The sequence below is a fragment of the Novosphingobium mangrovisedimenti genome, from assembly GCF_025153475.1.
Taxonomy (GTDB): Bacteria; Pseudomonadota; Alphaproteobacteria; order Sphingomonadales; family Sphingomonadaceae; genus Novosphingobium; species Novosphingobium mangrovi_A.
Genome location: NZ_JANZXA010000018.1, coordinates 24,966 through 48,102 on the forward strand (window position 1 = coordinate 24,966; position 23,137 = coordinate 48,102).

The window sequence follows — 23,137 nt, forward strand, 5'->3', positions numbered from 1 at the left end:
CAGCGCCGGGATAAGCCGCTAAGCGCGGCTCCTCGCTTGCGCCGCCACACGATGGCGGCCTCGCTGCTGGGGCGTCGCCAAGTGGTAAGGCACCGGTTTTTGGTACCGGCATTCGCAGGTTCGAATCCTGCCGCCCCAGCCAGCACTCCCGGCCTATTCCAGCAAACGCACCCAGACTGAGCGTCATCGCCCTATGTGTCCACGGGGCAATTCTTGGTTGGCCCAACCACGTCCGCCAAGCTGTCCTGCAAAGCGCGCTACCGTGCGTTGACCGATCTGCAGGGGATCCACGGCGGCCACATTTCGCGCGCCGATGTTGCGGACTTCATGCTGGCACAGGCGAAGGCCCCCACCTTCACCGGCCAGACACCTTGCTGATCTATTGAAGCGCCCCTGCTGGCCGGGGAATGGCGTCACAGCACCCCGGCCTGCGATCGGCACACCGGCGTCAGCGCTCCTGCCGCCCGATGGGCAATGCCGTCCTGTAAACGACCGGCCTCAACGCAAAGCTTGTCGTCAGCTGCGACACACCCGCGATCTTGGTCAATTTGTGGCGCAGAAAGTCTTCGAACGCGCTCAGATCATCGACAAGGACACGCAGTTGATAATCGGCGTCGCCGGTCATCAGATAGCATTCCATAACCTCGGGAATATGCGCAACCGCCTCTTCGAAGATGGAAAGATGGCGGTCATCCTGCTGGTCAAGGCGAACCCGGACAAAGGCCGTGACCCCAAGGCCCACCCGATCCGGATTCACAAGCGCAACATATTGCGTGATGATCTTGCCTGCTTCGAGCTGTTTAAGCCGGCGAAGACAAGGGCTTGGTGACAGCCCGACCCGCTCGGACAGCTCCTGATTGGTTATCCGACCATTGTCCTGGACTTCCATGAGGATTCGCCGATCAATCTCATCGATTTCGTTCATTGATAGAATATGCCGTAGTTTGTGATATATTGAGCAATATATGCTATTATAAGCGCGATTTAAACATGCCTTTGGAAGGACATGCCGCCTAACTTTGCGATAGACCGCCTCCCATATTAATGGGGAGCTAAATTAATGAGTGAGACGATTGCCCGGGACAACGAAGCCCTGGTCGGTTCGCTTGAAATGCTGGACACGCGGCTGCGCTGGCTGTCCTCATGGATGATCCACAACGCCAATCACATCCGCAAGAAGGTAGACGGGCTCAAAGTCGGCGGCCACCAGGCAAGCTGCGCCTCGATGACGGCGATCATGTCGGCGCTCTACTTCCACGCCCTTCGCCCGCAGGACAAGGTGGCGGTCAAGCCCCATGCAGGCCCGGTCCTGCACGCCATCCACTACCTGCTAGGCCAGCAGTCGCGCGAGCTGATGGAGCGCTTTCGCGGTCTTGGCGGCGTCCAGAGCTATCCCAGCCGCACCAAGGACGCGATCCCCGTCGATTTCTCGACCGGCTCGGTCGGTCTGGGCGTGGCCATTACCGCCTTCTCGTCGCTGGTGCAGGACTACCTGATTGCACACGGCCAGGTCCAGGAGGAGAATGCCGGCAGGATGATCGCGCTGATGGGCGACGCCGAGCTTGACGAAGGCAATATCTACGAGTGCCTGATCGAGGGCTACAAGCACGACCTGCGCAATTGCTGGTGGATCGTCGACTACAACCGCCAATCGCTGGATTCGACCACGGCCGATCGCATGTTCCGCCGGTTCGACGACATTTTCGAAACCTGCGGCTGGCGCGTCATCACGCTGAAATACGGCAAGCTGCAGCAGGAAGCGTTCCGCAAGCCGGGCGGCAAGGCTCTGGAAGAGTGGATCGACAGCTGCGCCAACGCCGAATTCGCGGCCCTGACCTATCAGGGCGGTGCGGCATGGCGCGAGCGGCTGTTGGCCGATATCGGCAAGAAGGCCAATGTCCGCAAGCTGCTCGACAGCTTCGACGACGATGCGCTGGCACGTCTCATGACCAACCTGGGCGGCCATTGCATCGAATCGCTGATCGAGGCCTTCGAGGCGGCGGACGACGACAAGCCGACGCTGTTCATCGCCTATACCGTGAAGGGCTTCGGCCTGCCGCTGGCGGGACACAAGGACAACCATTCGGGGATGATGAACCCTGCCCAAATCGAGCAGCTGCGGACCAGCCTGGGGATCGACGAAGGCCAAGAATGGGAGCCCTGGGGCGGTCTTGGCGGCAACACCGCCGCCCAGCTGAAGGCTTTTGTCGATGACAGCCCGATCGCCCGCAAGCTCGCAGAGCCGGCGGCTCCGGCCATCGCGATACCGGCCAACCTCCCGGTTCCCGATGGAGCCGAACAGTCGACCCAGGCCGCATTCGGCAAGATCCTGCTCGATCTTGCCAAATCCGGCACCGAACTGGCCGACCGGATCGTCACCACGGCGCCGGACGTCACGCAGACGACCAACCTGGGCGCCTTCGTCAACCAGCGTGGCCTTTTCCGCCGGCAGGAACTGGCTGACGTGTTCCACAAGGCAAAGATACCCTCGGCGCAGAAGTGGGCGCAACACGCGGCCGGCCAGCACATCGAGCTGGGCATCGCGGAGAATAACTTCTTCATCATGCTGGCAGCGCTAGGCCTTGCGGCACCGCACTTCGGCACGCGCCTTATGCCGGTTGGCACGGTCTACGACCCGTTCATTTCCCGTGGTCTCGATGCCTTGAACTACGGATGCTATCAGGACGCGCGCTTCCTGCTGGTCGGCACGCCGTCGGGGATCACGCTGGCTGCAGAAGGCGGCGCGCACCAGTCGATCAACACACCGCTGATCGGTATGGGCCAGCCCAACCTGACCTGCTTCGAACCGGCTTTCGCCGACGAACTGACGGCGATGATGCGCTGGTCGTTCGATCACATGCAGCAGCCGGACGGCAGCTCGGTCTACCTCCGCCTCTCGACCCGCTCGATCCCGCAGGTCGCCCGCGAGGACGACAGCTGGCACGACGACGCCCTGAAAGGCGGCTACTGGCTGCGCAAACCTGCACAGGGCGCCGAGGCCGCCATCGTTTTCTCGGGCGTTGTCGCGCCCGAGGCGCTCGCCGCATGGGAACAACTGGCCGATGACATGCCGGGCCTCGGCTTGCTCAACGTGACTTCGCCCGACCTGCTGCACCGCGGGTGGTCGGCCCAGCGCGCAGCCCGCTGGACGTCCCGGCCGGTGGAACAGTGTCATGCGGCAAACCTGCTGGCCCAACTGGCGCCAGGCGCAGGACTCATCACCGTTCTCGACGGCTCTCCCGCGGCACTTTCGTGGCTTGGCGGCGTTGCCGGCATGCGGGTGAGTCCGCTCGGCATCGACCGGTTCGGGCAGACGGGTAACCTGCCTGATCTCTACCGCACCTACCGGCTCGACGCCGACGCCATCGTCGAAGCGGCTGCCGAACTCTTCCTGGGGAATTGACCAATGAGCATTGAAGTCAAGATGCCGGCACTTTCGCCAACCATGGAAAAGGGCAACCTTGCCCGCTGGCTGGTCTCCGTCGGAGACACGATCAAGGCCGGCGACATGCTTGCCGAGATCGAGACCGACAAGGCCACGATGGAATTCGAAGCCGACGAGGACGGCCGCATCGCCGAACTGGTCGTTCCGGCCGGGACGGAGGATGTCGCGGTCGGGACGGTCATTGCGCGCTTTGCCGGCGAAGGGGAGGACATCCCGGCCGGCACGCCTGCGAAGGCAGAGACGGCGGCCGAAATGGCCAGCACCGCACCCGCTCCGGTCGAGCCCGCACCGGCAACCGCAAAGGCCGCCGCCCCGCCCCCCTCGCCTGCACCTGCGGCGATGGAAATCGACACGACCGTAAAAGCATCGCCGCTGGCCAAGCGCATTGCTGCCGCCAAGGGCATTTCGTTTGCCGGAATCGCCGGCAGCGGCCCGCGCGGCAAGATCATGAAGTCCGACCTGGGCCTGCCGCCGCTGATCGCACAGCCCGCCCCTGCGGCAGCTCCGGCCGCAGCCGCCCCGATGGCGGTCATCGCGCCGCCGCCCGCTGGCGTGCCGGTCGAAACAGTCAAGCTCTCGGGCATGCGCAAGACGGTCGCGCGGCGGCTGAGCGAAAGCAAGCAGACCATCCCGCACTTCTATCTGACGGCGCGCTGCAATCTCGACGCGCTGCTCAAGCTGCGCGGCGAGCTTAATGCCGGTCTTGCCAAGAGCGGCATCAAGCTCAGCGTAAACGACCTGCTGATCAAAGCCATGGCGCTCGCCCTTGTCGAGGTGCCCGATGCAAACGTCCAGTTCGGCGGCGATGAATTGCACCGCTTCAGCCGGGCCGACATTTCCATGGCCGTGGCGATCGACGGCGGGCTTATAACGCCGGTGATCAAGGGCGCGGACACCCTCTCCGTTTCCGGCATCGCGAAGGCCGCGAAGGTGCTGGCGCAGAAGGCGCGCGACGGCAAGCTCGTGCCCGAGGACTATCAGGGCGGCACCGCCTCGATTTCGAACCTCGGCATGTTCGGCATCGACGAAATGTTCCCGGTCATCAATCCGCCACAGGCGCTGATCCTGGGTGTCGGGGCCGGCATCGAACAGCCTTGGAAGGTGGATGGCGAAATCGCGCTGGCCACCGTCATGGCGGCAACGGCAAGTTTCGACCATCGTGCCATCGACGGTGCGATTGCCGCGCAGTTCATGGCTGCTTTCAGGGAACTGGTCGAAACGCCGCTTTGCATCGTGGCTTAGAGCGATTTCAAGTCCGGTGGCATCGCCGGACTATCTTGAAAACCTGCAAGAAGGTGCAGCAGGAGCGGTCGATCCGATGTGACCGGATTGACCGCTCCGGCAACCGACAGACCAAACAACGCCCGGCCGACAGGCTCCCTGTCCCTTCCGCAAGGGCACCGTGATCCTGCCGCAGACCTGCGAATGGCCGCTTGCTTGACACGCAACCCGGAAACTCATCGCACGTCGCATTCACAAACAATAATTAATTGATATATAAATAAGGTTCAGCTAGCTTCGCTCCAAAGAAAAGGCGATTGTATCCTTTGCAAACATGTAGCTAGCGGTTGTCGGCTTCCATCATGTCATAAACGAACCCAACAGCTACGATCAGGTGGTATGATGGGAATTTACGGCATGTGCTTTCCACCTCTCCAATGATCCCATTGGAGTCCGTGGTAGATCCGACATTAGCGCCCTTTTCTGAATTGCGTGCCGACCAAAATCCAAAAATCCACGCCTTGGTTTGATACACATTATTTGGGAGAAAGGCGGTCGCACAACTATCATTGCCAATACCAATGATGGTGACAGTGTCCGCACTCACTGGGGCGGCAAACAACAAGCATAACGCTGCTGCCATGAGTGCCCTCATTCCGGCTTCTCCGGTTCTGGCTTAGCCTTTGCGATCTTCGTTAACCGCTCTTCCCAGCGTGCTTCGTCCTCGTCTGCTTCGTGCTCGCGCGCGGCTTCCTTGAACTTGTCGAGCTGGGTTTTATCCTTGGTCATTTGTCCGCTCCACTAGCCGGTAATGAGCCTTAGAATCACGTGTATAGTTGCCGCCAACGTACTCTAGCACGCCCTTCCTCGCGAGGCGCTCCAAGTCCTTTTTCGAAGTTGCCCAAGTTCTGCCTGTAATCCGCGATGCGTCCGATACGTGGATGATGCGGCTGCGATAAGCATGGGCGGCTAGGGCAATTTCGTGTTCTTGTAGTTGCCGCCACACCTCCACTCCGAAATAAGTTGCAACGTCACGATCGGAGGCGCGTTTCCGAGTGATATGATCATTGAACAATGTGACGCGCACCACGACACCGTGGAGCGTCTCCTGCCTAAAAACAGGATCGGGCAAGCTGTAGTTTTCCATGCTTTCCCTGATACGGCGCGTGCCTTCGCGCGCCATTTGGACGTATCCAAGATAGCGCATCGCATCCATAAAGTGATGATTGCGCGCAGCGCGCGTCTGATAGAGATTTTGCTCATTAACCGGAGGAACAAAACCGCCGGGGCTCTCAATTTCCATCCGGTTTGGAAACAGTTTGATAGTCACATCCGTACCGGAAAAACTATAAGAACGATGGACACAAGCATTCACCAACGCCTCGAACCATGCCCATCGCGGATACTCAGGCGTAGTTTCGAATTTCCCGTCCTTGTTGAGCCACGTTACGTCATAGACCAACTCGTCAAGTTCTTGGGAGACCTCCTTTATGATAGCAATGACATTGCCCTCAAAAAACCGATCCCGAAGAGGAGCGTAAGTGCTGCCAGAGCCCTCTAACTCATCACCGAAGCGTTGAACGCGGACTCGGCATCCCGGAATACTTTTCCGTGGTGCAGATGCCGCCAGAAGAACAAGCGCGTTAGTTGGGCAGATTTCACCATCATGCTCCACCAATAAATATCGGTCCTTCAATATCTCAATATTACTCCAATCCTCACGGCGCTCTCGGGACCGAAAACCATCGCAAAAATCCTGAATGATAGATTCGTTAAAATCTCCTGGGAATGCATAAGGTGCGCGCGAAAGCTCAAATGTTAGCTCTTGTCGAGTTGACCTAAAATCCTGCTTTTCCTCATCATTCATCTTGTGGATGCTGTCGCCGTATCGAATCCAAGATTCCTGCTTGTTGGTCTCGACCAGCCTGCCAACATACGGGATGAAAACCGCCACACAGAAATCAACCTTGCCATTTATCAAGGCTTCGATCCTGCGAAACTCTGGCTTCGCTTCAGGACAAAGTTGTGTGTGACAAGACTCTATGCGGTTAAGTTGGTCAGCGGATAGACTTGAGCATCCTGTAGCCACGCCGTTGGAATCCGCGCCAAAGACTAGAACGCCTCCGTCAGGCGTGTTCGAGAAGGCGCTGAGGTACTTCGCCATGTCATGGAAGTCGACCTTGGCACCGCCCTTATAATCAATTCTGCGCCCTTCAGCGAAGAAGGTCATCATCTGTGCTGTCAGCCGGACCCAAATCTCACGAGGCGTCCACAGCGCGGGATTATCGGAGACGGAGAACGGCCCTTCAAAGGGGAGGTCTAGTTGGCTCATTATTGCAGCATAGGGTATGTCGACGATGGCGTCGACATACTACATATTGTGGAGATTCTATAACTCAGGCCCAACTGCGGTGCGGCTTACATCGCCAGCGTGAACGATTGTGTTGCTGATTCCGTCCCTCAGGCTTGGGCAACCCCGTCAAACCGCCGATAGGTCAGCCGCTTGCCAACAATGCCCGACAGTGCAGAAACAGATCGATCCTTGTCGTTGCAGCCCAACGCCTCACGATTGTTATAGCGGAACTCAAATTCCGCCAAATAGCGATGTAGGTGCTGCTCTCCGCAGTGCTGGTAGATCCCCTTCATGCCACGCTTGAAGATGCTGAAATAGCCTTCCACGGTGTTGCTGTGGATTGTGCGATCCTCAAGGTTCACGTACTCGCCGCGCCCATGGCTGGTAGTGCTGTGACCGGCGAAGAACTTTCCAGCATCGCGATAGCCGCTGTGCTCATCGGTCATAATGCGCGCTTCACGCGAGACGTTGGCAATCACGATAGGCATCAGGGTTTCGGCCTTCACGTTGTCCACGACCATTGTGCGCGCCTTGCCGGTGTCCCGGTCAACCAGTGCGAGAACCTTCATCTTGTGGTGGAAGGCGCGCTTCTTCTCGACACCCTTGAGCTTGCCGATGAAAGTCTCATCAACTTCCACGATACCGCCGTTGCCGCCGAACGGCGCAAGATCGCCGTCGCGCATGGCTTCGCGGATGCGGTGGCACAGGAACCAAGCACTCTTGTAGGTAATCTCAAGGACGCGGTGCAGTTGATGGGCGCTGATGCCCTTCTTGCTGCTGGTCATCAGATATACGGCCTGCAACGCCTTGTGCAGCGGAATGCGCATGTGTTCGAACACGGTGCCGATCTTGACGGTGAACTGCTTCTTGCAGTCACCACAGCGCCACAGACCGACACGAATGCGCTTCTCAGGATTCGCCTTCACCTTCGAGATACGGTCAACGCCACCACAATGCGGGCAGGTTGCTCCATTCGTCCAGACGATGCTTTCCAGATAGCTGAATGCAGCTTCTTCATCGTGGAAATAGGGCTTCGAAAGAACGGACATTGCATTGGACTCCTTATGGAATCCTATAACTTAAAACGTGCGTGTTTGCAAAGTATATAAACGTCTTCTTTTTGACCAAACGGACTATGACCAAGGAGCGAATAGATGCGCCGTCTCGAAGGCAAGATCACTCTGGTAACCGGTGCCGGCAACGACCGGGGCCTCGGCGCTGCGACCGCACGGCGCTTTGCGGAGGAAGGCGCCTTCGTCTATCTCACCGACCTTGACGCCGCCGGCGCCGAAGCCGTGGCGCAAGGCATCCGAGATGCCGGCGGCAGCGCCGAAGCGCTGGCCCACGACGTCACCAGCGAAGCTGCCTGGAACGATGTCTTCGGCGTGATCGAAAAGGGCCATGGACGGCTCGACGTCCTCGTCAACAATGCCGGCATTGCCATCCTGAAACCGCTCACGATGTTGACGGCAGCCGACTGGGAAAAGCAGAACAAGGTCAATCTCGACAGCGTTTTCCACGGCACCAGGCGTGCGGTGGAACTGATGCGCAAGGTCGGCCACGGCGGATCGATCATCAACATGTCCTCGATCGGCGGACTGGTCGGCGTGCCGGCCTGCGCCGCCTACGGCGCGGCCAAGGGTGGCGTGCGGATATTCTCGAAGGTCGTGGCGATGGAATGCGCGGCCGAGGGCATTCGCTGCAATTCCGTCCATCCGGGCATGATCGAGACCGCGATGCAGGACGTCGCCCGCCGCGACAATCCCGAAGGCTTCAGGGAAATCGTCGCCAGCGTGCCGATGAAGCGGCTGGGCACGCCGCTGGACATCGCCAACATGAACCTGTTCCTCGCTTCGGACGAGGCGAACTACATCACCGGCGCCGAATTCACCGTCGATGGCGGTGTAACGGCAATGTGACGGTTCAGGCGGATGGTCCGTCGCCGGGTTACAGGTAGACGAGACGGCTGTTCATGACCTGACGGGCCCAGCCGATGGGATCGCTGCCCGGTGGATGCTGCCACCCTTCGCGGGCTTACATGCGCCCCCAGCACGGCCACGAGGCACTGCAACGGAGCGCGGTGCCGGGTGATCGGCATCAGAGCCTCACGATGACCTTGCCGATGTTCCTGCCCGTCAGCATGCGCTCGTAGGCGGCAAGGACATTGCCGATCCCCTTCGTCTCGTCGAAGCGCATCGTCAGCTTGCCCGCATCGAGCCATTCGCGCAGCCGCGGCATGAACTTGGCCCCGCGTTCCAGGAAATCGGGGATGAAGAAGCCCTCCACCCGCAGGCGGCGCATCAGGATCTGATCGAAACGCGCCGGGCCCGGCATCGGCGCGTCGGCATCATAGCCCGCGACCATGCCGCAGATCGCCACCCGCCCGTAATGCGCCATGTTGGGCAATACCGCGTCGAGGATCGGGCCGCCGACATTGTCGAAGAAGGCACTGATCCCGCCCTCGATCGTCGCCAGCCGCGCCTCCACGTCCTCGTTGCGATAGTCGATCGCGATGTCGACGCCGATCTCCTCGGTCAGGAAACGACACTTGTCAGGGCCGCCGGCGATCCCGACGACCCTTGCGCCGAGATTCCGGCCGATCTGGCAGGCAAGGCTCCCCGTCGCGCCAGCCGCAGCGGAAACCGCAAGCCACTCGCCTGCCTTCACCGCCGCCACTTCCTTCACCCCCACGTAGGCCGTCCAGGAATTCATGCCGAGAGCGCCGAAATGCTGGCGTGGGTCGGACACGGCTTCGTCGACCACTTCCAGTCCGGCCAGCGCCGGCACGACCACGGCCTGCTCCGCCCATTGCCCGAACCCTCGCACCATCGCCCCGACCGGAAAAGCCGGATCGGAGCTTTCGGATACCCGCCCGAGCACCAGCCCGACCATTTTCGAGCCAAGCGGAAGCGGCGGCTGATAGCCGTCGGTGCGGGGGCTCATCCACATGCGCGTGCCCGCATCCATCGAAAGCCAGTCGACCGCGATGCGGACCTCTCCGGGCTGCAGGGCAACCGGTTCCTCCACGCACAGCGTGAGAGCGCGATCGAAATGGGTATTGCCCTCTGGATGGCGATCAAGGCGCCAATAGCGGTTGCCGGTCATTCAGGTCTCCTCCGCCGTCACCGTCGCGCGGCGGACCGGCTTCGCCACCTAACCAATTTGCTAGCCCTAACTGTTTGCATAGCACCGCAACACAACCGCGAAGCGTAGGGAGGCCCCTAACAACGGAAATACGTGGGAGGTTATCTGAAAATGCGCGTCTCCAAATCCACATTGCTATCCGGCACCGTTCTTGGTCTCGTCCTTGCAGCGGCCCCGGCACTCGCCCAGGAAACGCAGGACGCGCAGACGTCCGCCGGCGAGCAGCAAGGCGGTGTCAACGACATCATCGTCACGGCCCGCAAGCGTCAGGAAACGGCGCAGGACGTGCCGGTTGCCGTCACCGCCATTTCGGCCGAGCAGATCGCCACGCGTGACATCACCAGCGTGGAGAAGATCGCCGCCATCACGCCGCAGTTCAACGTCGGCCGTGCTTCCAACGGCTCGGGCGCACAGCTCACCCTGCGCGGCATCGGGTCTTCCTCGACCTCGATCGGCATCGAACAGTCGGTCGCCGTCGTGGTCGACGGTGCCTACTACGGCCAGGGCCGCATCATCCAGGAAGGCTTCTTCGACCTCGCCCGCGTCGAAGTGCTCAAGGGCCCGCAGGCGCTGTTCTTCGGCAAGAACGCAACCGCCGGTGTGATCTCGATCACGACCGCCGATCCCACCGACGAGTGGGAATTCATGACCAAGGCGGGCTATGAATTCAAGGCCGAGCAATACCGCGTCGAAGGCACGGCTTCGGGCCCGCTGACCGACACCCTCGGCCTGCGCATCGCGGCCCGCTATGCGAAGATGAACGGCGGCTACTACCGCAACGTCGCGGACAACATCAATTACGCCGAAGTCGATTCCGCAAGCCTGTTTGCGGGCGGCGATGGCGATCCGACGTCGCACCTCGCCACCCCGGCCCCGACCAAGCAGCCGGGCGAGGAAGAGTTCCTGGCGCGCGGCACGCTCAAGTGGGAGCCGACCGACCGCCTGACCTTGAGCCTGAAGGGCAGCGTCGACGTCAGCACCGTCAACAATTCATCGTGGAACTACGTCGCCTACGCCTGCGGCAACGGATCGACCTCGCAGCTCAACGGATACGCGTGCAGCAAGGACTTCGTCACCCACCAGAACGACATGCCCGCAGACATCGCGGTCAATTACCCCTACGCGAAGAGCGACGGCTCGCTGTACAACAAGTACCGCTCGGCCGCCGGCACGCTCAACGTCACCTATGACGCAGACCAGCTGCAGCTCTCCTCGGTCACCAACTACCAGTGGAACAACAACCGCTGGGCCTGTGCCTGCGATTTCCAATCGGCGGATTCCTCGAACGGGATCGGCGCGACCTGGGCTACCGAGAACTCCTCCTGGAAGGCATTCAGCCAGGAAGTCCGCGCGCTCACGCAGTTCGACGGGCCGTTCAACATGATGCTCGGCGCGCTCTATCAGAAGACCAAGCGCGATTTCGCCCAGTTCGTCATGTTCGCCGGGGTGTCGAACTCCGATGCGCCCGACGGCTACGAATACGTCGCCACGGCAAAGTCGAGCTACACCAAGGGCGAAACCATGGCCGTGTTCGGCCAGGCCACCTTCAAGATCCTGCCGACCCTCGAACTCGCAGGCGGCGTCCGCTACACCGACGAGACGAAGAACAGCTTCTTCACCCAGCCATACAACAACCCGCTGGTGACCGCGATCTTCCGTGCTCAGGACGATGCCGATGGTCTGGGCGAGGTCTATGCGCGTCAGCACTTCAGGAACTGGTCGCCCGAGGCCACGCTGACCTGGAAACCGACCCAGGACATCATGGTCTACGGCGCCTACAAGACCGCCTACAAGTCCGGCGGTTTCTCGAACGGTGGCATCAACTCGAAGTTCTCGGCTGATCCGACGAGCGACCTCACCTTCAACCCCGAAAAGGCGGAAGGCTTCGAGGTCGGCTTCAAGTCCACCCTGCTCGACCGCCAGCTGCGCTTCAACGTCACGGCCTTCACCTACAAGTACAAGGATCTGCAGGTCGACTTCTTCAACTCGCCGATCTTCGCCTTCCAGACGCTGACCGCCGATGCCCGCACCAAGGGCGTGGAAGTCGAGTTCCAGTTCGCGCCCTATGCGGTGCCCGGGCTCGAGATCCATGGCTCGATCAACTACGACAAGGCGCGCTACACCAGCTTCCCGCTGGCACCGTGCTACGCCGGCCAAACGCCTGCGGAAGGGTGCACCCTGGCTACCAACAGCCGGCAGGACCTGACCGGCGCACCGCTCTCGGTCGCACCGGAATGGACCGGCAGCCTTGGCGTCGGCTACGAGATGTCGGTCGGCGACAGCATGAAGGCGGGCCTGAACATCGACAGCAAGTACTCCGACAGCTACCTCGCCTCGGGCTTCGGAAATCCGCTCTCCAGGCAGAGCAGCTATGTCACGATCGACGCGGGCATCCGCCTGGGTGCCGAAGACGACAACTGGCAGATCGCGCTGATCGGCAAGAACCTGACCAACAAGTTCTACGTCACCGGCGTCGTCGATGGTCCTTCGACTGGCGCAGGCACCGGTACGGCAGCCGGCCTGAAGGCCGACCAGCTCGGCTTCGGTTCGGTTCCCCGCACGGTCATGGTCGAAGTCACCAAGCGCTTCTGACATACCCTGGAACCACGGGATCGCATGAAAAGGCGGGGCTTCGGCTCCGCCTTTTTTGCTTCGCCAAGCCGCTAGGCTGCCGGGCGGTGTGCCGATGGGTATGAAAAAGGGCCCGCCACGTCGACCGTGGCGGGCCCCTTGCAACAACATGCTTTGGCGCGTGTTCGGTCTCAGCAACCTTTCGGCGCGTGCTGGCGGTGAATGTTGCGGAAGGAACGGGACTGGAAGAACCAGCGGCCATCGATCTTCACGCAAGTATCCTCATAAACCCCACGATCGCGCATGGTGGTGCCGTCCTGATCGTAGACCTCGGAGGTGTAGCTCCGCATCGTCGCGGTATTTCCGGTGATTTCGATGGAGCCGGGCCAGGCCTCGAACATGATGCCGGGATAGGCTTTCATGGCCTCGACCCACATGGCGACGATGGCCGGGCGCCCCTTGGTCGTGCCCAGTTCCGGATAGTCGGGCAGCGACCACTCCGCCTCCTGCGCCCAGGTCGCGCCCCAGGCATCGGCATCGCGCCGGGTCACGGCGTCGGCATAAGTCTCGAGCAGCTCACGGATCGCAAGGCGGTCCTCGAAGGGGCCTGTAAATGTCATCTCTGTTCTCTCCCGTATCGGTCTCGTATCTCCCTGGCCCAAGCAGCACGCCCGGGCCTTGCGATCATCTGGCGCCGACCGGCCGCTCGTTCGGCCCGGGAGCGACGACCGGAATCGCGACCTCGATCACGCCATCCACGACGCGCACGTCGAACCGCCGCAGATCGGCATAGGCTCCACCGATGCAGCGCCCGGTGCCCACCTCGAAGCGCGCACCGTGCAGCGGACACATGATCGCGCCGCGGCGCACGCGCCCGGGAGACAGCAATGCCGCCTGGTGCGTGCAGCGGTCGTTGACGGCGTGAAAGCCATCGTCGCCTTTCACCACCAGCACGCTCCAGCCGCCAAGCTGTGTGGCCAGCTTGCCATCGTCGGGAAACTCCGCCTCGTGGCAGAGCGCATGCCAGCTCGTTTCCATCACCGTCATATCCGGACCAGTGTCTTGCCGATCGTCTTGCCGCTCATCAGGTCGATGAAGGCTTCGGGCAGTTTCTCGAAACCGTCACGCAGATTGGCGAGCGGCCGAAGCTTTCCTTCCGCCACCCAGCTGTCGAGCTCGGCCTGCGCCTGCTCCAGCACTTCGGGATAGTCGTAGGTGATGAAGCCCTGCATCTTGATGCGGTTCACCACCAGCTGCCACAGTGTCTTCACACCATAGGGATGATCGGCGTCGTTGTACTGCCCGATCATGCCGCACACGGCGACACGCCCGTGCAGGCGCATGAGCGGCAGGATCGCCTCGAGCATCTCTCCGCCCACGTTGTCGAAATAGACATCGACCCCGTCGGGCGCGACCTTGGCAATTTCCGCTGCGATGTCCGGCGTCGCACGATAGTCGATCGCCGCATCGAAACCGAGTTCGCGGATAACAGCGGCCTTTTCCGCCGAGCCGACAATGCCGATCACCTTGCATCCCCTGGCCTTGGCGATCTGACCGACCGTCGATCCGGTGGCACCCGCCGCCGCACTGACGACAACGGTCTCGCCGGGCTTGGCCTCTCCTACGGCGAACAGGCCGACCCAGGCCGTCAGGCCCACCGGCCCCAGCGCGCCCATGTAGTGGTGCAGGTCGACGCCGGGCTGCGGATGGACTTTCTCCAGGCCCCAGGCATCGCCTGAAAGCACGTAGTGATCCGACCAGTTCGCGAAGGCCCGCACAAAGGTGCCCACCGGATAATCGGGATGATTGGAGACGACCACCTCGCCCAGCGACATCCCGTTGATCGGCGCGCCGAGCGCGACAGGCTCTATGTAGCTGGGCCGATCATCGAGAAACCCCCGGATCGCCGGATCGACCGAGCCGACCCGCATCGCCACCAGGAACTCTCCCTCGCCCGGCACCGGCATTTCGGTTTCGGACAGTACGAAATCCTCCAGCTTCGGCACGCCTTCGGGGCGCCTTGCCAGCAGTATCTGTTTTACCTTTCCCATCGTTCCGTCTCTAGCGCGCCGCAGCGCACATGCAGGCTAGTTGAATCGCTAGGTTCGGCAAATCGCCCCTCTTGCCACTATCCCGACCAACAGAGAGGAGCCTTGAAACGCGATGAGCATGTCCCCCGAAGAAATCGTCGCATTCGTCGATCGACTCTATGCAGCCACCGGTGCGGGAGACTGGGAAGCCTCCGCCGCGATGCTGACCGATGACTTCGTCGCCTACGAGGCGAACGGGCTGCCCATGGCCGGCGCATACCGGGGCAAGAACGGCCTCAAGGCCTTGTATGAAAAGGTCATGGGCATGGTCGACGTGGTGGCGCTCGACCGCAGCGACCTGACCGTGGGCGAGGATTGCGCCATCGCGGCCCTGACCATGCGTTTTGCCGATCCGGCGCTGGCTCCCGCCGAATTGTGCGAATTGTTCCGCTTCCGCGACGGCAAATGCTGCGAGATCAAGCCCTTCTACTTCGATCCGGCACCCTTCCTTGCCGCCTGCGAAGCGAAGAAAGTTACCACCTGAGGCAAATTCCGGCCATGGTCCGCATCGGGCACGCGCGTTAGGATCGCGAGATGAAAGCCATCCACTACAGCCGCAACGGCAGCCCGGAAGTCATGGAATACGGCGATCTGCCCGATCCCGAAGTCGGCTCCGATACCGTGCTGATCGCCGTGGAATGGATATCCATCGAGGGTGGCGACCTGCTCAACCGCCTGGTCACGCCCCCTCCGCACACGCCCTTCATCCCCGGCTATCAGGCCGCGGGCACCGTTTCCGCCGTCGGCAAGGCCGTCACCCGCTTCAAGCCGGGGGACCGCGTAATCGGGTTCAACTGGAACGGCAGCCATGCCGAACTGTTCGCCGTTCCCGAACACTATGCCTACCCGGTTCCCGACGACCTCGACCTTCGTCTCGCCGCTCTTATCCCCGTGGCCTTCGGGACCGCGCACGACTCGCTGTTCGAATACGGGGACATGAAGCCGGGCGACTTCGTTCTCGTGCAGGGCGCGGCCGGCGGGGTCGGACTGGCGGCCGTGCAGTTCGCCTCCAGGGCAGGAGCAACGGTGATCGGAACGGCATCAAGCCGGGAACGGCTGGAAAGGATCGTGCCTTTCGGCCTGCACCACGGCATCGATTACCGCACCGAAGACATCGCCGCGCGGTGCAAGGAAATCACTCAGGGCAAGGGCGTGGACCTCGTGCTCGACCTCGCCGGGGGACAAGGCAAGGACGCGCTGATGAGTGCGGTAAAACCCCATGGGCGCTATGCCGTGATCGGCGCGGCCACCGGCACGCTGCCCAGCTTCACCTTCTTCGAACTGATCCGCAAGGCACTCCACGTCGTCGGTATCTCGTTCGGACGCGACATGCACACGCCGCGTGTCCACGCCCTGCTTGCCGACATCACGCGGCAGTTTACCGAAGGCCACCTGCAGATGCCGGTCGCCGCCGAATTCACGCTGGCCAATGCCGTCGAAGCGCACCGCCATGTCGCCGGGGAGCATCCGTTCGGCCGGGTCCTCATGCGCGTCGGCGCCTGACGAGATTCCCCTTCGGCCCCCAACGCACCGATCACTCGCGAAAGGCATTCTCGGACAGGCGCGTGATCGGCGTCAGGACATAGGACAGGATCGACCTGCTCTCGCCGATCAGGTTGACGTTCGCCATCATTCCCGGCGAGATGTCCACCTTCTTCCCGTCCTTGTACGTCAGGCTTGACGTCGAGGTGACTTCGACCGTGTAGAAGCTTTCCCCGGTGCGTTCATTGGTCGTGGCATCCGGGTAGATGGACCGCACTTTCCCTTGCAGCCTGCCGAAAATCGCGGAATTGAAGGCGGTTATCTCGATCGTCGCATCCTGTCCCACGCGAACGTTTGCAACGTCGGATGGCCGGACCAGCGCCTCGACATAGAGCGTTTCGTCGGTCGGGACGACTTCGATGATCGGCTTGCCCGCGGCGACCGAACTGCCGAGCGTATTGACCAGAACGCGGTTCACCTTGCCGTTCATGGGAGAACGGATCGTGGTCCGGTCGACGCGGTCCGACAGCGCCGGCAAGGTCGCCTCCTGTTGCGACAATTCGCTTTGGGCCTGGGAAAGTTCCGTCCCCGCACGGCTCAGCCAGTCGCTCCTCAACTGGGCGGCACCGGCACTGGCTTCGGCGACACTCGCGCGTGCGCGCGCCACGGAGGATCGCGCGGCCGCGACCTCGCTCGTGGCGACGTTCACCCGGTTTTCGGCCTTGATCAGGTCCACCCGCGACACGATTTCCTTTTCGGCAAGAGGGCGCAGCATTTCCAGTTCCCGCTGCGCGGCATCCAGGTTCGAGTTCCGTGCCGTCAGGACGGCCTCAGCCTCGGTCACCGCGCGCCGTGCCTGGGTGACGCGCGCACTGTTCGCGGCCATCAGGCTCTGGAATTCAGCCTGACGGACGCCATGCAGCGACCTTTCAATGGCGACTTGCGATGCCGACGCGGTCCCGTAATCCGGGCTCGATCCCTTCACTTCCGCACTCAGCCGCGCGATGCGCGCCCGCAGTGCATCGACCGAGGCGGACGAACGTCCAAGCGCCGCGCTGCTCATGGTGGGTGACAGGCGGACGAGGATATCCCCCTTCTTCACTTGCTGCCCCGGCTTCACGAGGATCTCGTCGATAACTCCGCCTTCGAAATGCGATACGACCTGAAGTTTCGAACTGGGGACGACCCTGCCGGAAGCACGCACCGTCCTGTTGACATGCGTCAGCGACGCCCAGAGCAACAGCAGGACGAAGAACGCGCCAATAACCCAGAAGATCCTGTTCGCGGACTTCGTCCCTGGCAAATCATCGCCGTCCAGAAGGTCATCGTGATAAGCGAGGCGTGAGGTCAGGCTATCCATGGCTATGCCGCCGGCCTGATACGCTGGACTTTCCGGAGAACGTCGTTCGACGCCCCATCCACCACCACGCGTCCGCGCGCGAGCATGACGATGCGATCCACCAGGGCCAGTAGCGATGGCCTGTGCGTAATGAGAATGAGAGTGCGGTTCTCGAATTCGGAACGCAGATTCCGCATGAGCCGCGCTTCGGTTTCGGCATCCACGGACGAGGTGGGTTCATCGAAGATGAGGATCGGTGGCTTGCCGATCAGCGCCCGTGCCATGGCGATGCTTTGCCGTTGTCCGCCGGACAGACCCTCGCCCCGATCCGAAAGCGTCAGGTCGTATCCGCTGGGAAGTTGCGAGATGAAGTCATGGGCAAGGCTCGCCCGGGATGCCCGCAGCATCTCTTCTTCGTCGACGTCTTCACGGCCCAGCAGGATGTTTTCGCGAATGGAGCCGGTCAGCAGGACATTGTCCTGGAAGAGTGCGCCGGTCCTCTGGCGCAGATCCCTGGGGCTGAGCTGACGAATGTCCGTTCCGCCAACGAGGACAAGGCCGCTGGTCGGCGGGTACAGGCCGATCAGCAGCCGCGCGATAGTCGATTTGCCCGAGCCGATCGGACCGATCAGGGCAACGTGCTCCCCCGCCGCGATGCGGAAACTGACCTGCGTCAGTGCCAGCTCGGCAGCATTCGGATAGCGGAAGTCCACGTCCCTGAATTCGATGTCGCCATCGAGATTTCGCAGTTCAAGGGGTTGCCCTGCCGGCCCTTCCTCGGGCTGCGCCATCATGCCGTCAATCTGGTTGTACGCGGTACGCGCCGCATGAATCCGGGTGAGCAGGCTGGCAATCATGCTCAGGGGAGAGACCGCCCTGCCCGAGAGGATGGCACAGGCGATGAGGCCGCCCATCGTCAGTTCCTGCCTGGCGATCGCGCCGACCCCGAAGATAACCACGCCCGTATATGCGAGCGTCTGGACACTTCCCGCCATGTTGATGGTGATCGTCGATACGATCCGCTGTTGCAGCGTGGCGCTGGCATGATCCTCTAGTGCCTTGCTCCACCGCTTGGCGAGCAGGTCCCCTGCATTGGCGGACTTCACGGTTTCCAGGCTGCCGATCGTTTCGACCAGTACCGCCTGCTTGCTCAGAGCCTGCCCCAGCGTCTTGGCGGACAGGCGCTGCATCGTGGGTTGCGTGGCCGCGGCCGTGAACACGACAAAGGGGATGAGGGCAAGCGGCACGAAGACGATCGAGCCGCCGATCGATGCAAGAATGGCAAGCGTGATGACGATGAACGGCACGTCGACAAGAGCCGTCAGGGTGGCCGATGCGAAGAAGTCGCGCAGGGTCTCTATTTCGCGCACCAGCCCGGCCAGCCCGCCGGTGGATCCCTTTCCGAGATCGAGCCGCATGTTCAGGATCTGGCGGAAGATTGCCTTGCCGATGTCCCTGTCCACGCGGGCCCCGGCAACGTCCACGAAATAGGCGCGAAGAAGCTTGAGAATGAAGTCGAAGATCACGACCACGAACAGGCCGATCGTCAGACCGACCAGGGAATCCGTGGCGTTGTTGGGAACCACCCTGTCGTACACGGTCATGGTGAAGAGCGCGGTGACGAGCGCGAAGCAATTGATCATTGCCGCGGCTATCGCAACGCGCACGTAGATCCGGCTGTTTTTCCGGAGCGGCGTTGCAAGCCAAGGGGCGATCCTTCCCTTCGGCAGAGCGACGGTTGAATGGTCTATCAAGGAACCCCTCCCTCAAGCTAATGAAAGCCTGGCGAGAACCCAATTCTTATCGTAACCTTCAAACTTCTATTTTTGCGTCATGTTTTCGGCAGGCAGTCACACAAACTACTGTCGAAAGAGACACGTCATCGGCACCAACAAGGCGCACGACGTTTTTCCAAATTCACCTTCATGTTCATGCATCGTCAGATGCATATCCGCCGAGGCACGGCAAAGCACGGTGCTCGCCGGGATGTAGACATGCCCCGCATGAACAAAAACAAGATACCCCGTTTCAGGCTCTGCCCAGAAAGGCGCTCGTCGACCGAGTGACCTCGCCATATAGCCCGCAAGACAGGTGCAAGTAGCGACCATGTAGCGCGGACTGAATTGAGGTCACGCGACTCGATTTTTTAAGTTAACACCTTTTAACAATCAATCAACCATGTTTATCTGGGCCACTGGGCGACTCACTCGCCCGATCCCAACAATTGCAAACCAGACGAGACGAGATGCTGACCAGAATCTGATCAAGTCCGAATCCAGATATCGAGGTGTCTTGCGGACATGCCGGTCTTCATTGGCCCGCGCGCCGGAAACAAGCACCGACACGATAAAACACAAGGCGTCCATCGCCCGGCTGGATTTCGGACAGAGGGAGAGATGCACATGGCTAACAATAAAGCCCCGATTGCCTCGATAGCGTTCGTGCAATCCCTTCTGCTTGCGAGCCCGCCGGTATTTGCGGAACCATTGTTGCTCAGACAGGCCGTTGAAATCGCGGCTCGGGCCAGCCCTGAAGTCGGCCAGGCCAAAGAGCGGAGGCAGGCTGCCGAAGCCGTGCGCGATCAGGCGCGGCGAGCCTGGTTCCCGCAGGTCAATCTCGAAGGAACGCTCGGTTACCGCCGCCTGGAAAACGATGCGCGCGTGAACCTGGGCCTGTCCGCGCTGAACGAACATCCCCTTTACGGTTCGGTCAACGTCACGCAGCCCGTCTACGACATGGGACGGCGCCATTTCGAAACGAAGGCGCAGACCGCGAATGCGCAGGCCCTGCGCGAAAGCGAGAATTTCACGGAAGAGACGACCGCATACATTGTCGCCAGCGCCTATCTGCAGGTCATCCTTCAGGAACGCCTTCTCGATCTGGCGAAAGAGAACCTTGCCTATCACGATCACATCGCCGGAGAAATGAGCGACGGGCTGAAAAGCGGTGTCATGAACATCTCCGATCTCCAGCAGGCCAACGAGCGCGTGCAGACCGCGCGAGTCCGCCTCGCGGACGCCGAAACCGAACTCGGCATTGCCCGCAATGCCTTTTCGGCACTCGTCGGAAGCGAACCCGAGGACCTCGAATTGCCATCCGCCAGCATGGCCCTCCCCCCGTCCCTGCCCGATGCCATCGCCCTCGTCACAGAGGCCGATCCCCGGATCAGGGAAGCCCGATCGCGGCTGGCATCCGCCGAGGCGGCGCTAGGCAGGGTCAGGCGAGAGCGGCTCCCGGTCGCTGATGTCCGGGGCAGCGCAAGCGTGGGCAAGGACTTCGACGGCTACCGTGGGCAGACCAGGGACTATCGCGTCGTATTCAACGTGCTCTGGCCGATATTCGACGGCGGCGTCGATCTCGCGAAGATCCGGGAGGCCGAGCACAAAGCGGGTGCCGCCCGCTATGCGCTCGATCAGGTTCGCCGCGACAGCGAGCGTGAAGTGCGCGACGCCTGGCAAAGGCACGACAATTGGATGCAGCGTGCGGCAGAACAGGAACGCAGGGCCACCATCGCCAACGACGTCCTCTATTCCTACGAGGCCCAGTTCAAGATCGGCAGAAGGTCCCTGCTGGACATGCTCAACGCCCAAAGCGCCAAGATCAATGCCCTCCAGTCGGCGGAAACCGCGCGTATCGGCACCCTGATCTCCGAATATTCAGTGCTTGTCTCGATGAACCGGCTGCGCGCAGCTCTTGGCGTCGCGGACAGGCAAGGCATGGGAGACGTCTACGGCCCGCAATAAGAGTTGCGGGCCGCGGGCCGGCTCAACACCGTTGAGCCGGCCGCAAGCGCGTCAGGCAATCAGGGGCGCGCTCAGCAACGACAGATCGTCCGGCGGAGTGAAGGCAGCCATGATCGGGCTTGCGATCCCGCCGCTGCCATCGCCATCCACGCCGATCAGGAAGCCGAAATCTTCATAATCGCCATCGGCGTCGGTGAGCCTCGCATCGAAATCGAGCAGGTAGTCCGGCGGCGAGAACAGGATCTCGATATCGGACAGGCCGATCTTCACGGCATTGCCATCCTCGTTGAAGAGGACAACCGTGTCGAAGAAGTTGCCCGCGCCCTGGTCGATGACGATCGTGCCATCCTTTCCGATCGAGCCGGACCCGGAGTACACCTCGCTTCCGTCCAGATAGGCCTTCCACGAATAGCTGAAGCCCTGGGCCGTCTTCGTTCCGATGCTGATACCGGTAATGTCCTGGATCGCGTCGCCGGAGTCGAAGAGCGAGAAGGACAAGGCCTCGTTCGCATCCAGATTGCCGTTGTACACACCAACATTGAGGTTGCTTTCGTTGATCGGAGCGCCCTCCGTGCCGAGATCGATCGTGCCGGAACTATCGCTGTCGTAGAAGCCGGAGATCCTCACGTAGTCGGTGCTGTTGAGCGCGCCGACATCGATATAGTTGGTATCCGGTCCGCCTGCCTTGATGTCGTTGACATCAAGATCGAGCGTACCGCCCGGCACTGCACTCAGCAGCTTGAAATGGTAGGTGGCCGTGCCGCTGCCGTTATCATCGATATAGAGCGAGTACAGATCGACACCGTCGAGCGAACCGACGATCTCGTTCAGGCCGGTTCCCGCGACGCCATCCACATCGGCATAGCGCCAGGTCAGGCCATCGCCGTCGGCCGGGGAATTGTTCTCGTCTCCGGGAGCGTCCATGATGGACCAGGCATAGGGATCGTCGGTCACTCCGGAGAAGGAGAAATCATCCGCCAGCGTCGCGTTGACCATGTTGGCCACGAAATGCGTGGGATTGAGCGTGGCATCCCAGGTCGCGATGGTCGAAAGATCGATCTCCGGCCCGTCGTCCTCGATGAAGAAGACGTTCGCGCCCAGCTGCATGTCCGCATAGGCACTGTCGCCATCGGCATCCGTCACTGTCTGGCGCAGTGCCAGCGTCTCGCCGGAGGCGATGGACAGCCCTGCCGCATCATCATCACTCGCGGTCGAACCGTGCCAGATGTTGTCGTAGCCCGCGCCAAACGCGAAAGTCACCTTGCCGAAGTCGACGCTGGCAGCATTGTTCTCGACCGTTATCGTGAAATAGGTGTCGCTTCCCACCTTCCCCGAAATCGTCGTTGCACTGGTCTGGTAAAGCAGGATCTCCGAACCCTTGCCGCCGCTGGCCGCCAGCGCGAACAGGCCGGAGCCGACGCCGCCATTGCTCAAGGCCAGCGAATAGCTCGTCGAACCGGCATTGTCGGTGCCATAGCCCTCTCCGGTGAACAGCGTACCGAGATCCTTCGTGACCGTGGTCGTGCCCGCCGCGGCCATGCCCGGGCCATCCGGATCGCTGCCCACGCTTTCATCCAGATAGAACGTCAATGGAGTCCCCGGCGTCCCCGCCGTCGGCCCGTCATCCTCGATGAAGAAGACGTTGGCACCCAGGTTGATCGAGGCGGTGTCCTGATCGCCATCGGCATCGGTAACCGTCTGGACGACCTTGAGGTCCGCCGCATTGGCCAGCGTCAGGCCCTCGCTGTC

The 23,137-nt window shown here is 61.5% G+C and carries 20 protein-coding genes and 1 tRNA gene; 8 read left to right on the forward strand and 13 right to left on the reverse strand.

From position 1 onward, the window contains the following. Positions 1 to 67 precede the first annotated feature (67 nt). A tRNA-Gln gene (locus NZK81_RS19335) sits at positions 68 to 142 on the forward strand. A gap of 306 nt (positions 143 to 448) precedes the next feature. On the opposite strand, the gene NZK81_RS19340 is transcribed toward NZK81_RS19335, so the two are convergent. Then, positions 449 to 925, reverse strand: coding sequence for an Lrp/AsnC family transcriptional regulator (locus NZK81_RS19340; RefSeq protein WP_260047734.1), 477 nt, complete (start codon positions 923 to 925; stop codon positions 449 to 451). Between the two features lie 135 nt (positions 926 to 1,060). Here NZK81_RS19340 and NZK81_RS19345 point away from each other — a divergent pair, with 135 nt between their 5' ends. Both NZK81_RS19345 and NZK81_RS19350 read left to right on the forward strand, forming a co-directional pair. Then, positions 1,061 to 3,403: a transketolase gene (locus NZK81_RS19345; protein WP_260047735.1), complete on the forward strand. Its 2,343-nt coding sequence runs from the start codon at positions 1,061 to 1,063 to the stop codon at positions 3,401 to 3,403. Between the two features lie 3 nt (positions 3,404 to 3,406). After that, positions 3,407 to 4,687, forward strand: coding sequence for a pyruvate dehydrogenase complex dihydrolipoamide acetyltransferase (locus NZK81_RS19350; RefSeq protein WP_260047736.1), 1,281 nt, complete (start codon positions 3,407 to 3,409; stop codon positions 4,685 to 4,687). A gap of 319 nt (positions 4,688 to 5,006) precedes the next feature. On the opposite strand, the gene NZK81_RS19355 is transcribed toward NZK81_RS19350, so the two are convergent. From NZK81_RS19355 to NZK81_RS19370, 4 genes are all read right to left on the reverse strand, one after another. Beyond that, complete coding sequence (locus tag NZK81_RS19355) at positions 5,007 to 5,321, reverse strand: hypothetical protein (RefSeq protein ID WP_260047737.1); 315 nt, start codon at positions 5,319 to 5,321, stop codon at positions 5,007 to 5,009. Beyond that, positions 5,318 to 5,455 (reverse strand): glutathione S-transferase family protein, encoded by a 138-nt coding sequence (locus NZK81_RS19360; RefSeq protein ID WP_260047738.1) that lies wholly within the window; start codon positions 5,453 to 5,455, stop codon positions 5,318 to 5,320. The genes NZK81_RS19355 and NZK81_RS19360 overlap by 4 nt, the downstream gene beginning before the upstream one ends. Beyond that, positions 5,442 to 6,998 (reverse strand): ATP-binding protein, encoded by a 1,557-nt coding sequence (locus tag NZK81_RS19365; RefSeq protein ID WP_260047739.1) that lies wholly within the window; start codon positions 6,996 to 6,998, stop codon positions 5,442 to 5,444. The genes NZK81_RS19360 and NZK81_RS19365 overlap by 14 nt, the downstream gene beginning before the upstream one ends. Before the next feature lie 128 nt (positions 6,999 to 7,126). Continuing rightward, on the reverse strand, positions 7,127 to 8,068 hold the full coding sequence (locus NZK81_RS19370) for an IS1595 family transposase (RefSeq protein WP_260047740.1): 942 nt from the start codon (positions 8,066 to 8,068) through the stop codon (positions 7,127 to 7,129). A 105-nt stretch (positions 8,069 to 8,173) separates the two neighbouring features. Here NZK81_RS19370 and NZK81_RS19375 point away from each other — a divergent pair, with 105 nt between their 5' ends. Next, positions 8,174 to 8,938 (forward strand): SDR family NAD(P)-dependent oxidoreductase, encoded by a 765-nt coding sequence (locus tag NZK81_RS19375; RefSeq protein ID WP_260047741.1) that lies wholly within the window; start codon positions 8,174 to 8,176, stop codon positions 8,936 to 8,938. Between the two features lie 178 nt (positions 8,939 to 9,116). On the opposite strand, the gene NZK81_RS19380 is transcribed toward NZK81_RS19375, so the two are convergent. Beyond that, positions 9,117 to 10,124 carry an NADP-dependent oxidoreductase gene (locus tag NZK81_RS19380; protein ID WP_260047742.1) on the reverse strand — a complete coding sequence of 336 codons (1,008 nt, stop codon included), beginning with the start codon at positions 10,122 to 10,124 and terminating at the stop codon, positions 9,117 to 9,119. 150 nt (positions 10,125 to 10,274) lie between these two features. Here NZK81_RS19380 and NZK81_RS19385 point away from each other — a divergent pair, with 150 nt between their 5' ends. After that, positions 10,275 to 12,755 carry a TonB-dependent receptor gene (locus NZK81_RS19385; RefSeq protein ID WP_260047743.1) on the forward strand — a complete coding sequence of 827 codons (2,481 nt, stop codon included), beginning with the start codon at positions 10,275 to 10,277 and terminating at the stop codon, positions 12,753 to 12,755. 170 nt (positions 12,756 to 12,925) lie between these two features. Here the strand turns inward: NZK81_RS19385 and NZK81_RS19390 are convergent, their stop codons facing one another. The 3 genes from NZK81_RS19390 to NZK81_RS19400 form a co-directional block, all read right to left on the reverse strand. Beyond that, positions 12,926 to 13,354, reverse strand: a complete 429-nt coding sequence (locus NZK81_RS19390; protein ID WP_260047744.1) for a nuclear transport factor 2 family protein — start codon at positions 13,352 to 13,354, stop codon at positions 12,926 to 12,928. Positions 13,355 to 13,418: 64 nt separating this feature from the next. After that, complete coding sequence (locus tag NZK81_RS19395) at positions 13,419 to 13,781, reverse strand: Rieske (2Fe-2S) protein (protein WP_419181721.1); 363 nt, start codon at positions 13,779 to 13,781, stop codon at positions 13,419 to 13,421. After that, on the reverse strand, positions 13,778 to 14,785 hold the full coding sequence (locus NZK81_RS19400; RefSeq protein ID WP_260047746.1) for an NADP-dependent oxidoreductase: 1,008 nt from the start codon (positions 14,783 to 14,785) through the stop codon (positions 13,778 to 13,780). Before NZK81_RS19400 ends, NZK81_RS19395 begins: the two co-directional genes overlap by 4 nt. Positions 14,786 to 14,897: 112 nt before the next feature. Here NZK81_RS19400 and NZK81_RS19405 point away from each other — a divergent pair, with 112 nt between their 5' ends. Then, on the forward strand, positions 14,898 to 15,308 hold the full coding sequence (locus NZK81_RS19405) for a nuclear transport factor 2 family protein (protein WP_311202113.1): 411 nt from the start codon (positions 14,898 to 14,900) through the stop codon (positions 15,306 to 15,308). A gap of 50 nt (positions 15,309 to 15,358) precedes the next feature. Next, positions 15,359 to 16,327, forward strand: a complete 969-nt coding sequence (locus tag NZK81_RS19410; RefSeq protein ID WP_260047747.1) for a quinone oxidoreductase family protein — start codon at positions 15,359 to 15,361, stop codon at positions 16,325 to 16,327. Between the two features lie 31 nt (positions 16,328 to 16,358). Here the strand turns inward: NZK81_RS19410 and NZK81_RS19415 are convergent, their stop codons facing one another. The 3 genes from NZK81_RS19415 to NZK81_RS21810 all read right to left on the reverse strand — a co-directional run bounded on the left by NZK81_RS19415 (position 16,359) and on the right by NZK81_RS21810 (position 20,338). Continuing rightward, positions 16,359 to 17,666, reverse strand: coding sequence for an HlyD family type I secretion periplasmic adaptor subunit (locus NZK81_RS19415; RefSeq protein WP_260047748.1), 1,308 nt, complete (start codon positions 17,664 to 17,666; stop codon positions 16,359 to 16,361). A gap of 2 nt (positions 17,667 to 17,668) precedes the next feature. After that, complete coding sequence (locus NZK81_RS19420) at positions 17,669 to 19,288, reverse strand: ATP-binding cassette domain-containing protein (protein WP_260047749.1); 1,620 nt, start codon at positions 19,286 to 19,288, stop codon at positions 17,669 to 17,671. A gap of 525 nt (positions 19,289 to 19,813) precedes the next feature. Continuing rightward, positions 19,814 to 20,338: a hypothetical protein gene (locus tag NZK81_RS21810; RefSeq protein ID WP_473087540.1), complete on the reverse strand. Its 525-nt coding sequence runs from the start codon at positions 20,336 to 20,338 to the stop codon at positions 19,814 to 19,816. Between NZK81_RS21810 and NZK81_RS19425 the strand changes: the two genes are divergently transcribed. Further along, positions 20,219 to 21,388: a TolC family protein gene (locus tag NZK81_RS19425; protein WP_473087539.1), complete on the forward strand. Its 1,170-nt coding sequence runs from the start codon at positions 20,219 to 20,221 to the stop codon at positions 21,386 to 21,388. The genes NZK81_RS21810 and NZK81_RS19425 overlap by 120 nt on opposite strands. A gap of 51 nt (positions 21,389 to 21,439) precedes the next feature. Here NZK81_RS19425 and NZK81_RS19430 read toward each other — a convergent pair. Then, positions 21,440 to 23,137 (reverse strand): DUF5801 repeats-in-toxin domain-containing protein (locus NZK81_RS19430; protein WP_260047751.1); only part of this gene is annotated, 1,698 nt, incomplete at its 5' end.